We start from the raw sequence: 12,492 nt of genomic DNA, 5'->3' as shown, positions 1-12,492 counted from the left end.
TACCGGCAGCGTACTACGGGTGTAGTGGTAGGGATAGATTGGCCTCATGTCTCCACGCACGACACGCCCCACCAGCACGCCAGGCACCACAGGCACCACGGGCACCTCAGACGCCTCGGGCACAGGCGCAGGCGCAGGCACCGGCACCACGGGTACGGCCCGCGCGGAGCTGATCGCCGACGCCGCCCTCGCCCTGCTCGTCGAGCGCGGGATGCGCGGGCTCACGCACCGGGCGGTGGACGAGCGGGCCGGGCTCCCGCAGGGCTCGACGTCCAACCACGCGCGCACCCGGCAGGCACTGCTGGAGACGGCGGTACGGCGCCACGCGGAACGCGAGATGCGGGTGCTCACCCCGGACGAGATGCCCGCGGCCCTGGGCGGCGCCGCCGGCCCCGTCGACGCGCTGGCGCTGGCCCTGCACCGCTATCTGACCCACCATCCCGATCTGCTCATCGCCCGCTACGAACTGGCGCTGGAGGCCACCCGCCGCCCGGAGCTGCGGGCCTTCTACGACGCGACGGGCAGCCAGTTCCGGGAGCCGCTGGTCGCGATGATGACGGCGGCGGGATCGGCCGAGCCCGAGCGGCACGCGCTCTCGCTGGTCGCGTGGTGCGAGGGACTGATGTTCTCCTGCGCGGCGGGCTCGTACCACAGCGCCGTACCCACCCTGGACGAACTGCGCCGCGGCTTCGCCGAACTGCTGCGCGGCATGGTGGGCGACCTGACGCCGCCGCCGGGCGACGGGCCGGGCCCCGCCGGATAACCGCTGGCAGTGGCCGTCGGCCGTACGTGAGGATGGCCGCCATGACGACTTCCGAGACAAACACGGCGACCGCTCCCACGGCCGCCTCCGCGACCGCCACCGTGCCCGCCGACACCCGCACCGTGCCCTCCAGTTTCGCGGGCGAGCGCGAAATGCTGGAGGGCTGGCTCGAATTCCACCGGGAGACCCTCGCCCAGAAATGCGCCGGGCTGACCGGGGAACAGCTCAGGGAGCGGGCCGTACCCCCCTCGGAGCTGACCCTGCTCGGTCTCGTCCGGCACATGGCCGAGGTCGAGAGCTCCTGGTTCCGCAACCGGCTCCGCGACGAGAAGGCCCCGCCCATCTACTTCACCGACGCGGACCCCGACGGGGACTTCCACGCCGGTGCGGACGACACCTGGGAGGAGGCGTACGCCACCTGGCAGGCCCAGATCGCCTATGCGCGCGAGGTGGCCGCGCCGCTCCCGCTCGACCATCGCGGCTCGGGCGAGCGGCAGCGGAGCAGCGGCGACCCGTTCACCCTCCGCTGGATCTACGCGCACATGATCGAGGAGTACGCCCGGCACAACGGCCACGCCGATCTCCTGCGCGAGCGCCTGGACGGCGCGACGGGCGACTGACCCGCTCGCGGCGACCGACCCGCTCGCGGCGCCGAGGTCCGGGCGGCTGGAGGCCGTGATCCGAGCGCCACAGCACCGGGCGGCCGGGCACGCCAAGCCGTCAACGCCGCAGGCCACACGCCCGGGCGGCTTCACCCGTACGAGCCATCGACCCCTCCTCGGCTCGCCAACGGCGTCCGCGCCCAGCAGAGTTGCGCGCGTGCAGCGAACGAGAAGTGTGGCGATGGTCCTGCTGGGCATGGCGGTCACGGCCGTCTCCGGATGTGTGGCCGTGGGCCCGCGGCCCCCGCAGGACCCCCGGCCCACGCCCCCGGCGACCGCCCCCGCCCCGGGACCCGGCGGGGTGGAGCCACAGGTCGTCCAGTCCCCGGTCAAGGAGGCCCTGGAACGGATGACCCCCACCCCGAAGCCGCCCGCCTCCCCCGGGGCGTCACACCCGGCCCTCGCCCGGGAGACCGGTGGCGGGACCGCGAGCCCGAGGCACGCCCCGGCCCCGGCGCCACCGGAGCACGGCCGGGGCCGACTCCACGAGCGGCCCCATGAGGCGCCGCGGCGACCGCCGGCCGCACCGCTCCCGTCCGTACCGGCCCTCGCCGACCTCTGCGCCTTCGGCGAAGGCTACGCGCGCTGGCCGGCCGACAGCCCCCAGGCCGGCATCTGCCGTGGGACATAACGGAATTACGTCACGGAGTCACGCTCCTAGGGTCACGCCCCCGCGCTCTCCGCTCCCCCGGCGCTCACCACTCCCCCAGCCTCCGCTCCAGGCGGTCGATGCCCGTCCGGATCCCGTCGCCGTACCCGGCGGCCCCGAGCGCGTCCGCCGCGTCCCGCGCCCGGTCGAGGTGGAGCCGGGCCGCCTCCGGGCGCTGGAGCTTGAGATAGTCGGCGGCGAGATTGAGGTGGAGGGACGGGCAGAAGGCGCGCACGGCGGGCGACGGCTCCCCCGCTTCCCCCTCCGGCCCCTCCACCGCGGTCAGCGCCCGCAGGTCCCAAGCCAGTTCGTCCCCCGGGTCGTCCTGGGTGTCGGCCATGTAGTGCGCGAGGGTGCAGCGGTGGAGGGCGTCCCCCGCCTCACCGATCTCCGCCCACAGCTCGCCGAAGCGGTTGCGCGCCTCCTCGCGGTCACCGGCGTGGAGCAGCATGACCGCCTGCCCGATCCTGGTCAGGACGGCGTCCGCCGACGTCTGCCGCTGCTCCGCCACTGCCGCCTCCGCTTGCCCGTCCCATTTGTCCGACGAACATCACGCTAACCGCCCCGCCGGGCATTCGCTCTCAGCCGAGGTCGGGGATGCGCCAGTCGATGGGCGCGTGCCCCTGTGCGGCGACCGCCTCGTTGATCTGGGTGAACGGCCGCGATCCGAAGAACTTCTTCGCCGACAGCGGCGACGGGTGCGCGCCCTTCACCACCACGTGACGCTCCTCGTCGATCAGGGGGAGCTTCTTCTGGGCGTAGGCGCCCCACAGGACGAAGACCGCCGGGTCGGGCCGCTCGGCCACGGCGCGGATCACCGCGTCCGTCACCTTCTCCCAGCCCTTGCCCTTGTGGGAGTTGGCCTCGCCCTCCCGGACCGTCAGCACCGCGTTGAGCAGCAGGACCCCCTGCTGGGCCCAGGGCATCAGATAGCCGTTGTCCGGCACCGGAAGGCCCAGCTCCTCCTTCATCTCCTTGTAGATGTTGCGCAGGGAGGGGGGCGTCCTGACCCCGGGGCGGACCGAGAAGCACAGTCCGTGCCCCTGCCCAGCGCCGTGGTACGGGTCCTGGCCCAGGACCAGGACCTTCACCTGGTCGTACGGGGTGGCGTCGAGCGCGGCGAAGACCTCTTCACGCGGCGGGTAGACCGGCCCCTTCGCCCGCTCCTCCTCGACGAAGTCGATCAGCTCCTTGAAATAGGGCTTCTCCAGCTCCTCGCCGAGGACACCACGCCAGGACGCGGGCAGCATGTCGGTCTCGGTCACGTCAACAACCTCCGGTAAGCGATCACTTGTACCCCCTGAACCTACCGGTGGCCACTGACAATCGCTCCTACCAGCTCCTTCTGCCCGCGGGGACCCGGACCGGCGGTCAGCCGACCCCCGTGTTGAGGAAGATCCCGCCGTCGACCACGAGCGTCTGCCCGGTGATCCAGTCCGACTGGTCGGAGGTGAGGAACGCGGCGGCGCCGCCGATGTCCTCGGGCACCCCGAGCCGGCCCAGGGGGTACGCGGCGGCGGCCTCGGCCTCCCGGCCCTCGTACAGCGCCACGGCGAACTTGGTCTTGACCACCGCGGGCGCGATGGCGTTGACCCGGACGCCCGGCGCGAACTCGTGCGCGAGCTGGAGGGTCAGGTTGACCATGGCGGCCTTGCTCATCCCGTACGCGCCGATGAACGGGGACGCGGAGATCCCGGCGACGGAGGCGATGTTGACGATCGCGCCGCCGTTCTCCTTCTGCCAGGCGCGCCAGGTGAGCTGGGCGAAGCCGAGCGCCGAGACGACATTGGTCTCGAACACCTTGCGGGCGACGTCCAGGTCCAGCTCGGCCATCGGGCCGAAGACCGGGTTCGTTCCCGCGTTGTTGACCAGGAAGTCGACCCGTCCGAACGCCTCCATGGCGCGCTCGACGGCGACCGCCTGGTGCGCCCGGTCGTGCGCCTTGCCCGCCACTCCGATGACCCGGTCGGCGCCGAGCCGCTCGACCGCCGCCTTGAGCGCGTCCTCGTTCCGGCCGGTGATGCACACCCGGTCACCGCGTGCGACGAGCGCCTCGGCCACGCCGTACCCGATGCCCCGGCTCGCGCCGGTGACGAGTGCGGCCTTCCCGCTCAACGGGGGCCGCGCACCCCGTTCGCCGCGTTCCGCACGCTCTTCCGTCTGCTCCGTCATGTGGACCGCCCCCGATGTCAGTTGAGCGGTCCGCCGGCGACGTACATGACCTGTCCGGAGACGAAGCCCGCCGCGTCGCCCGTGAAGAAGGCGATCGCGTTCGCGACGTCCTCGGGCCGTCCGACGCGCTGCACGGGGATCTGGGTGGCGGCCGCGGCCTGGAACTCCTCGAAGCCCATGCCGACGCGGGCGGCGGTCTGGGCGGTCATCTCGGTGACGATGAAGCCCGGCGCCACCGCGTTGGCGGTGATGCCGAACTTGCCGAGCTCCTTGGCGAGCGTCTTCGTGAAGCCCTGGAGGCCGGCCTTGACGGCAGCGTAGTTGGCCTGGCCACGGTTGCCCAGCGCGGAACTGGAGGAGAGGCTGACGATACGGCCGAACCCGGCGTCCACCATGTGCTTCTGGCAGGCCTTCGCCATCAGGAACGCGCCCTTGAGGTGGACGTTGACCACGGTGTCCCAGTCGGACTCGCTCATCTTGAAAAGCAGGTTGTCCCGCAGCACGCCCGCGTTGTTGACGAGGATGGTCGGCGCGCCCAGTTCGGCGGCCACCCGCGCGACGGCCGCCTCCACCTGGGCGGCGTCCGAGACGTCACAGCCGACGGCCAGGGCGGTGCCGCCCGCCGCGGTGATCTTCTCGACGGTGTCCTTGCAGGCCGCCTCGTCGAGGTCGAGCACGGCCACGGCACGGCCCTCCGCCGCCAGCCGTACCGCGGTGGCGGCGCCAATGCCGCGCGCCGCCCCGGTCACGACCGCTACGCGCTGCTCGGTGGTGGACATCCCTGATCTCCTCGCCCTAGGATCCTGCGGCCCGATGCTGAGCAACCGCTTAGTAGGTTCAGCAGACAGACGCTAGAAGCCACAGCACGCCGTGTCAACGGCCGACGGCGCCGGACGACTCAGAACACGAGCAGACGCAGCAGCCGTTCCGCCTCGGACCGCGGGTCGGCCGTCAGCCCCGTGTGGACGGGGCCGGGCTGCACGACGGTCGAGCGCGGGGCGATCAGCCAGCGGAAGCGCCGGCCCGCGTCGTCCGCGCCGGCCTGTCCGGCCGCGTCGCCGCCCGCGCAGATGTTCTCGACCGCGCGCAGCGCCGCCCGTACCCCCGCGAGGTCCGCCCGGGGGTCGAGGACGGACAGCTTGGCCTCGTCGAGATGGGTGAGGGCGCCGACGTAGGACTGTGCCCGGCAGTAGACGAGCACCCCGGCGTTGAAGCACTCGCCCCGCTCGACGCGCGGCACGACCCGCAGCAGCGCGTACTCGTAGACATCCTTGTCGCCCTTGACGTTCTTGACGTACGTGGGCTCGGTGAAGCCGGTCGCGCTCACTGGGCGCCGCCCTTCTCACTCCGCGCGCCGTGCGCGCGCCGCGGCTGCGGGGCCAGCCGGTCGGCCAGCCATCCCGGTGCCCGCGAGGGCCGTTCGGGGCTGGGCTCGTCGAGCGTGATGCGCCCGTGGACGGTCGCGGCGCGTTCCAGGAGCGGCGTCACGTACGCGCGGCGCAGCGCGTCGGTGGAGTCGAAGCCGGGCTCACCGGCCAGCCATTCCTCGGGGACGTCGGCGGTGACCTCGGTCAGCAGTTCCTCGGTGACCAGCGGGGCGAGCCGTTCGGCGGCCGCGGCGACATCGGGGGCGAACGGCGCGAGCGCGTGGTCGGAGGCGTTGTACGGCTTGGCGGCGGACGCCTGCGCGCCCGGCCAGTTGTGGTGCCAGATCATGGTGGCCCCGTGGTCGATGAGCCAGAGATCGCCGTGCCAGACCAGCAGGTTGGGGTTGCGCCAGGAGCGGTCGACGTTGTTGATGAGCGCGTCGAACCAGACGATCCGGCCCGCCTCCTCGGAACTCACCTCGTACGCCAGCGGATCGAAGCCGATCGATCCCGGGAGGTAGTCCATCCCGAGGTTCAGCCCGCCGCTGGCCTTCAGCAGCTCCTGCACCTCCTGATCGGGCTCCGAGAGTCCGATGACGGGGTCGAGTTCCATCCGCACCAGTTCGGGGATCCGCAGCCCGAGCCTGCGGGCGAGCTGTCCGCAGATGACCTCGGCGACCAGGGTCTTGCGGCCCTGGCCCGCGCCGGTGAACTTCATGACGTACGTACCGAGATCGTCGGCCTCGACGAGCCCCGGGAGCGAACCGCCCTCGCGGAGAGGTGTGACGTAGCGGGTCGCAGTGACCTCATTCAACATTTTCCCAGGCTACCCGTCTCTTCAGCCTTGCGAGCCACGGGCCGCCGCCCCGTATGGCCCCCACCCCGCCAGGGAATCCCCCAGTATGCATCCGCCATGTATCCGCGCGAGATGTGCTCTTGTGCGGAGTCGGCGACGCGAAGCACGCCGGTCAAGGAGGTGTGGGGAGAGGAAATGCTGCTGGAGACGGCCTTCTGCACCGGGGACGTGCTCGCGCCGACAGATTCTCCTGTTGGCGCGAGCACACGTCCCTCAAGGTATGCGGCGGCAGCTTGATATTCGTCAGCGCTGAGTGCACACCCGGTTGGCAATGCGTCCACTCGGCAATATGCCGGGGCGCTGGGCGCATCCTGAGTGCGGGAAGGGCGGAGAGTTCCCGGGCGACGGCGAAGGCCCCGCGCGCGAGCTCGCCCAGCTACACGGAAGCTATCCGGCCAGGCCCGTGGGAGCGCTTCCATAGCAGTCGTGGGCATGCCACGATGCCCCCGGCGGCGCCCTCCCAAGAGGCGGCGGCGCCGGGAGAACTCCGGGCGGGCGAGGCCGGTACCCCTCGCCCGCCCGAGCACCGATCCGCACACGTTTCGAGCCGCGGTCTTTCCCCCCGCACGCGCACTTCCCTGAGCGATACCCCCCACGAAACGCGATCAGGAAGGGACAAGGACGTGTCCAGAACCGGCAGCAACCGCCCAAGAACACCCCTGCGCAGAGCGCTCGTCACGCTTCTCGGAGCGCTGGCGCCCTTGCTCGCGACGCTGTTCCTCACCACCCCGGCCGCCTCGGCCGTACCGTCGGGGGCGCCCACCGCTCCCCGTCCGGCGCCCGCCGCCGCACCCGCCGCCGCGCTCACCGAGGTCACGACCTTCGGCAGCAACCCCAGCAACCTCCAGATGTACCTGTACGTGCCGGACACCGTCGCCGCCCGCCCGGCCGTCCTGGTGGCCGTGCACTACTGCGGGGGCTCCGGGCCGGCGTTCCACTCCGGTACCGAATTCGCCTCGCTCGCCGACCGGTACGGCTTCATCGTCGTCTACCCGTCCGTCACCCGGGCCAGCAAGTGCTTCGACGTCTCCTCGCCCCAGGCGCTGCGCCGTGGCGGCGGGAGCGACCCGGTGGGCATCCGGTCCATGGTCGACTGGGCCACGCGTACGTACGGCGCCGACACCGGCCGGGTCTACGTCACCGGCGCGTCCTCCGGCGCGATGATGACCAACGTCCTGCTGGGCGACTACCCGGACGTCTTCGCCGCGGGCGCCGCGTTCATGGGCGTGCCGTTCGGCTGCTTCGCCACCACCGACGGCTCCGAGTGGAACAGCGCGTGCGCCAACGGTACGGTCAGCCGCACCCCGGCGGCCTGGGGAGACCTGGTCCGCACCGCCTATCCCGGCTACAGCGGGCCGCGGCCGCGCATGCAGCTCTGGCACGGCACCGAGGACGCCATCCTGCGCTACCCCAATTTCGGGGAGGAGATCAAGCAGTGGACGAACGTCCACGGGCTCGCGCAGACACCGGCCACGACCGACTCGCCCCAGAGCGGCTGGACCCGTACCCGCTACGGCTCCTCCGGCAACCAGGCGGCGGTCGAGGCCATCAGCCTGCAGGGCATCGGGCACAACCTCCCCGCCGGCGGGATGGCCGCGCGTGCCATCACGTTCTTCGGCCTGGACAGCGGCGGCTCCGGGCCGGGGCCCGGTCCTGAGCCGCAGCCGGGCACCTGCCGGGTGGCCGTCACGACCAGCGCCTGGAACACCGGGCTGACCGCCTCCGTGACGGTCACCAACACCGGCACCACCCCGGTCGACGGCTGGAAGCTGGGCTTCACCCTGCCCGCGGGCCAGACCATCACCTCCGGCTGGGGCGCCACCTACGCCCCGGTCACCGGCGCCGTGACCGCCACCAATGCCCCGTACAACGCGACGATCAACCCGGGCACCGGTGTCGCCATCGGCTATCAGGCCGGCCACAGCGGCGTCGCGTCCGCCCCCGGCGCCTTCACCCTCAACGGAACGGCCTGTGCGCTCGCCTGACCGGGCAGTCCTGGAATTTCGACCCGGGAATTTCGGCCCCCTCCGCGCGTTGAACCGAGCGTGGCCATCGCGACGACGACGAAGTTCTCCGTACTGGACCGTTCCCGCACCCGGCAGGGGGTGACGGCCCCCGAGGCGCTGCGGGAGACCGTACGGTTCGCGCGGTACGTCGAGTCGCTCGGCTACCACCGCTTCTGGGTCTCGGAGCACCACAGCGTGCCGGGGGTGGCCGGTTCCGCGCCGACCGTGCTCGCGGCGGCCGTGGCGGGCGCGACCACCACCATCCGGGTCGGCACCGGCGGTGTGATGCTGCCGAACCACCAACCACTGGTCGTGGCCGAGCAGTTCGGGGTACTGGAGTCCCTCTTCCCGGGGCGCGTCGACATGGGGCTCGGCCGCTCCGTCGGCTTCACCGACGGCATCCGCCGGGCGCTGGGCCGGGACAAAAGGGACGCCGACGACTTCCCCGGCCGGCTCGCGGAGCTGCTGGCGTACTTCACCGGCGACGGCACCACGCACCCCGAGGTCCACGCACACCCCGCCGAGGGGCTGCGGCCACCCCCGTTCGTCCTGGCCACCGGAAAGGGCGCGCGGGTCGCGGCCGAGGCGGGGCTCCCGCTGGTCATCGCGGCCGTCCGGGGCGAGGACGCGATGCTCAGGGCGGTCGAGGAGTACCGCCGGGACTTCCGGCCCTCCGCGTGGGGCGAGCGCCCGTACGTGATGCTCTCCGGCGCGGTCGCGGTCGCCGCCACCTCCGAGGAGGCGCGGCGGCTGCTGATCCCGGAGGCGTGGTCCACCGCGTACGCGCGCACGCACGGCGCGTTCCCGCCCCTCGCCCCGGCCGGCACGGTCCTCGCCACGCCGATGACGGAGCGGGAGCGCGCCCTGTTCGAGGAGGCGCGACGGGGCCATCTGGCCGGCTCCGAAGAGGAGGTCACGGCCGGTCTCGAAAAGCTGCTCGCGCGCAGCGCGGCGGACGAGTACCTGGTCACGACCAGCACGTACGACCGGGACGCCCTGCTGGACTCGTACCGGCGGCTGGCCGGTCTGGTGGGGCTCGCACCCCGCTCCGGGTGAAGGACTTCCTGAGAAATCTCCGAGTCGCTGAGTAATCCGCGGGTCCGTCACGTACTTTCTGACGAACCGGCGAGGCGGAACAGCCAGATCGGTCGAACGACCACCGGGTGACCGGGCCAATCGAGTGACCAAGAGCCGGACAGGGAACGGGAGCTGGGCATGACGGAACCGCAGGGGACCGCACGGATCGTGGAACGCCGGACCGTCGGGCGCAGAGCAGTGGTCACGGCGGCGGGCGCCGTCGGGCTGAGTGCGGCGCTCGTCGCGTGCGGCGGGTCGGACGACTCGTCGGGCTCCTCGAACGCCGCGTCCGAGCAGCCCGCGGCGGGCGGCGGCGCGGGCGCGGGCGCCACGGACGTGCTCGCGAAGACCACCGACATCCCCGAGGGCGGCGGCAAGGTCTTCGACGCGCAGGGAGTGGTGGTCACCCAGCCCACGGCGGGCGAGTACAAGGCGTTCTCGTCCAAGTGCACCCACACGGGCTGCGCGGTGAAGGACATCGTGGACGGTGTCATCCACTGCCCGTGCCACGGCAGCAAGTTCAGCGCGACGGACGGCAGTGTGCAGGCCGGCCCCGCGACGAAGCCGCTGCCCACGGCGTCGATCAAGGTCTCCGGAACGTCGATCACGCTCGCGTGACCATGGCCGCCGAGCGGCCGTGACCCCCGGCGCCCCGGCGCCACCACAGACCGACGGCTGACGGACTTCACTTTTCGTCGGCAGCGGGTGAAGCCCGTCAGCCGTCAACCCCTCCCGTACGGGTGCCCCCGTACGCGGGTCGGCCCGGCTCAGCCGGCCACCTCGGCCCGGTCGGCCGCCGCCGCCCGGCCCAGCGCCCGGGCGGCCGCCCTGATCGACGGGCGACGGCCGGCGTCCGTCCGCCACACGGCGTGGATGTGACGGCGCATCGTGTTCCGTACGGGCACGACGGCGACGCCCGCGGGCAGCGCGCCCCGCCCGAGCCGGGGCGCGACACAGACCCCGAGTCCCTCCGCGATCAGCGCGAGCTGGGTGTGGTACTCCCCCGCGAGATGTGCGATCCGCGGCTCGAACCCCTTCGCGCGCAGGGTGAACATCAGCCAGTCGTGGCAGAACTCGCCCTCCGGCCAGGACACCCAGTCGTCCTCCGCGAAGTCCTCCAGATCCACCTCCGCCCGGCCCGCGAGCGGATGGCCGACCGGCATCGCCAGGTCGGCCACGTCGTCCAGCAGATGTTCGGTGGCGAGGCCGCCGGGCACCGGCATCCGTTTGTTGCTCCACTCCAGCACGACCGCGAGATCGAGATCTCCCCTCATGACTCCCTGGATCCCGGCCTCCGGTTCCAGCTCGCACGAGCGGACCCGCAGCTCGGGATGGTCCTCCCGGAGGGCGCGGAGCGCGCGGGGGAACAGCCCGCGGGCCGCCGTCGGGAACGCCGAGATCCGCACCTCGCCGACCACCCGGCCGCGCTGCGCCTCGATGTCCGACTGCGCGATCTCGACCTGCGAGAGGATCCGCGCGGCATGGTCGGCGAGCAGCCGGCCCGCGTCCGTGAGCCGTACGCCGCGGCCGTTCCTCGCCAGGAGCTGCTGGCCGACCTCGCGCTCCAGTTTGGCCATCTGCTGGGAGACCGCCGAGGTGGTGACGTGCAGACCGTCGGCGGCGCCGCTCACCGAGCCGTGCCGCGCCAGGGCATCCAGGGTCCGCAGGCGCTCCAGATTCAACATGTAAGCAATACTAATCAGACGGGTGGACAAAGTCTCGCTTGTTCTACGAGGTGTGCCGCGTCATCGTTGACGCCATGACCACCGCGACCCCGCGCCGCCCGCCCCGGGCCACCTCGACCACCGCTGCATCCACCGCCTCCTCCGCCACCACTTCCGCCACCTCGACCACCGCAGCTTCCTCCGCCGCCGTCTCCACCGGCCCCGTCCCCGCAGCCGAGGCGGCCCGCCCGCGCCCCGCGCTCGACTGGCGCCTCCGGTTCGCCGCGCTCGCGCTCATCTGGGGCTTCAGCTTTCTGCTGATCAAGGTCGGCACCCACGGCTTCGCCCCCTTCCAGGTCACCTTCGGCCGGCTCTTCTTCGGCACGGCGGTACTGGCCGTCGCGATGGCGGTGAAGCGCGAGCGGCTGCCCCGGTCGGCACGGACCTGGGGCCATCTCACCGTCGCGGCGTTCCTGCTCAACGCGCTGCCGTTCTCGCTGTTCGCGTACTCCGAGCTGACGATCCCGTCCACGCTGGCGGGCATCTGCAACGCCACCTCCCCGCTCTGGGGCATGGCGCTCTCCATGGTCGCGCTCTCCGAGGACCGGCCCACCCGCCGCCGGGTCGCCGGCCTCGGTATCGGATTCCTCGGGGTGCTGACGGTGCTCGGCGCGTGGCAGGGCTTCTCGGGGCTCGACCCGGCGGGTACGGCGATGGCGCTGCTCGCCTCGCTGAGCTATCCGATCGGCTGGATCTACGTACGCCGCACACTGGCGGGCAGCAGCAGCTCGCACCTCTCGCTGACGGGTGCGCAGCTCTTCCTCGGTACGCTGCAACTCGCCCTGGTGACGCCGCTGTTCACCTCGATGCCGACCTCGTTCCCGGTGGGGCCGCTGCTGTCCGTGATCGTGCTGGGCGCGCTGGGGACCGGGCTGGCGATCCTGCTCCAGTACGGGATCGTCGCCGAGGTCGGGCCGACGACCGGCCAGATGGTCACGTACTTCATCCCGGTCATCGCGACCGCCGCCGGGGTCACGCTCCTCGGGGAGCAGTTGAGCTGGAACACCCCGGTCGGCGCCCTGATCGTCCTCGCCGGAGCCGCGCTCACCCAGAGCAGGGCGCGCCGGCCTTAGGGTCCCTCAGCCGTAACTGCGGGCGGGGGCCGGGGGGGGGGGGGGGGGGGGGCGGGGGGGGGGGGGGGGGGCGGCGGGGGGGGGGGGGGGGGGGCGGCGAGGGCGGGCACGCGGAGGGCGGGGGGGGCGGGGGGGCGGGCCGC

General features: G+C 72.5%; 14 protein-coding genes. 7 read left to right on the top strand and 7 right to left on the bottom strand.

The window, feature by feature from the left end:
- Window positions 1-46 precede the first annotated feature (46 nt).
- From ACFXKG_RS35915 to ACFXKG_RS35905, 3 genes are all read left to right on the top strand, one after another.
- Window positions 47-763, top strand: coding sequence for a TetR/AcrR family transcriptional regulator (locus tag ACFXKG_RS35915; protein WP_384848076.1), 717 nt, complete (start codon window positions 47-49; stop codon window positions 761-763).
- A gap of 152 nt (window positions 764-915) precedes the next feature.
- The gene (locus tag ACFXKG_RS35910) at window positions 916-1,383 is read left to right on the top strand and encodes a DinB family protein (RefSeq protein ID WP_384848191.1); all 468 of its coding nucleotides are present in this window, start codon (window positions 916-918) and stop codon (window positions 1,381-1,383) included.
- Between the two features lie 199 nt (window positions 1,384-1,582).
- Complete coding sequence (locus ACFXKG_RS35905; protein ID WP_384848073.1) at window positions 1,583-2,056, top strand: hypothetical protein; 474 nt, start codon at window positions 1,583-1,585, stop codon at window positions 2,054-2,056.
- 64 nt (window positions 2,057-2,120) lie between these two features.
- On the opposite strand, the gene ACFXKG_RS35900 is transcribed toward ACFXKG_RS35905, so the two are convergent.
- From ACFXKG_RS35900 to ACFXKG_RS35875, 6 genes are all read right to left on the bottom strand, one after another.
- Window positions 2,121-2,585 carry a hypothetical protein gene (locus ACFXKG_RS35900; RefSeq protein ID WP_384848070.1) on the bottom strand — a complete coding sequence of 155 codons (465 nt, stop codon included), beginning with the start codon at window positions 2,583-2,585 and terminating at the stop codon, window positions 2,121-2,123.
- Window positions 2,586-2,655: 70 nt separating this feature from the next.
- Window positions 2,656-3,339, bottom strand: coding sequence for a uracil-DNA glycosylase (locus tag ACFXKG_RS35895; protein WP_384848067.1), 684 nt, complete (start codon window positions 3,337-3,339; stop codon window positions 2,656-2,658).
- Between the two features lie 106 nt (window positions 3,340-3,445).
- A complete protein-coding gene (locus tag ACFXKG_RS35890) occupies window positions 3,446-4,246 on the bottom strand; it encodes an SDR family oxidoreductase (RefSeq protein WP_384848065.1) in 801 nt (266 codons plus the stop codon).
- A 17-nt stretch (window positions 4,247-4,263) separates the two neighbouring features.
- Window positions 4,264-5,025, bottom strand: coding sequence for a 3-oxoacyl-ACP reductase FabG (gene fabG, locus ACFXKG_RS35885; protein WP_384848062.1), 762 nt, complete (start codon window positions 5,023-5,025; stop codon window positions 4,264-4,266).
- 119 nt (window positions 5,026-5,144) lie between these two features.
- Window positions 5,145-5,573: a DUF3037 domain-containing protein gene (locus tag ACFXKG_RS35880; RefSeq protein WP_384848059.1), complete on the bottom strand. Its 429-nt coding sequence runs from the start codon at window positions 5,571-5,573 to the stop codon at window positions 5,145-5,147.
- On the bottom strand, window positions 5,570-6,430 hold the full coding sequence (locus ACFXKG_RS35875; RefSeq protein WP_384848056.1) for a HipA family kinase: 861 nt from the start codon (window positions 6,428-6,430) through the stop codon (window positions 5,570-5,572). The genes ACFXKG_RS35880 and ACFXKG_RS35875 overlap by 4 nt, the downstream gene beginning before the upstream one ends.
- A gap of 662 nt (window positions 6,431-7,092) precedes the next feature.
- On the opposite strand from ACFXKG_RS35875, the gene ACFXKG_RS35870 reads away from it, so the two are divergent.
- From ACFXKG_RS35870 to ACFXKG_RS35860, 3 genes are all read left to right on the top strand, one after another.
- Window positions 7,093-8,454 (top strand): PHB depolymerase family esterase, encoded by a 1,362-nt coding sequence (locus ACFXKG_RS35870; RefSeq protein WP_384848053.1) that lies wholly within the window; start codon window positions 7,093-7,095, stop codon window positions 8,452-8,454.
- A 66-nt stretch (window positions 8,455-8,520) separates the two neighbouring features.
- A complete protein-coding gene (locus ACFXKG_RS35865) occupies window positions 8,521-9,531 on the top strand; it encodes an LLM class flavin-dependent oxidoreductase (protein ID WP_384848188.1) in 1,011 nt (336 codons plus the stop codon).
- A 159-nt stretch (window positions 9,532-9,690) separates the two neighbouring features.
- Window positions 9,691-10,170 (top strand): Rieske (2Fe-2S) protein, encoded by a 480-nt coding sequence (locus tag ACFXKG_RS35860; protein WP_384848050.1) that lies wholly within the window; start codon window positions 9,691-9,693, stop codon window positions 10,168-10,170.
- Window positions 10,171-10,319: 149 nt separating this feature from the next.
- Here ACFXKG_RS35860 and ACFXKG_RS35855 read toward each other — a convergent pair whose 3' ends face one another.
- Window positions 10,320-11,237, bottom strand: coding sequence for a LysR family transcriptional regulator (locus ACFXKG_RS35855; protein ID WP_384848047.1), 918 nt, complete (start codon window positions 11,235-11,237; stop codon window positions 10,320-10,322).
- A gap of 38 nt (window positions 11,238-11,275) precedes the next feature.
- On the opposite strand from ACFXKG_RS35855, the gene ACFXKG_RS35850 reads away from it, so the two are divergent.
- Entirely contained in the window at window positions 11,276-12,349 is a 1,074-nt protein-coding gene (locus tag ACFXKG_RS35850; RefSeq protein ID WP_384848045.1) for a DMT family transporter, read from the top strand.
- Window positions 12,350-12,492: the final 143 nt, after the last annotated feature.

The organism is Streptomyces sp. NPDC059255 (assembly GCF_042752355.1).
In the GTDB taxonomy this organism is placed as follows: Bacteria; Actinomycetota; Actinomycetes; order Streptomycetales; family Streptomycetaceae; genus Streptomyces.
Note: the sequence above shows the minus strand (reverse complement) of the source record. Positions and strands in the feature narration are given on the sequence as shown.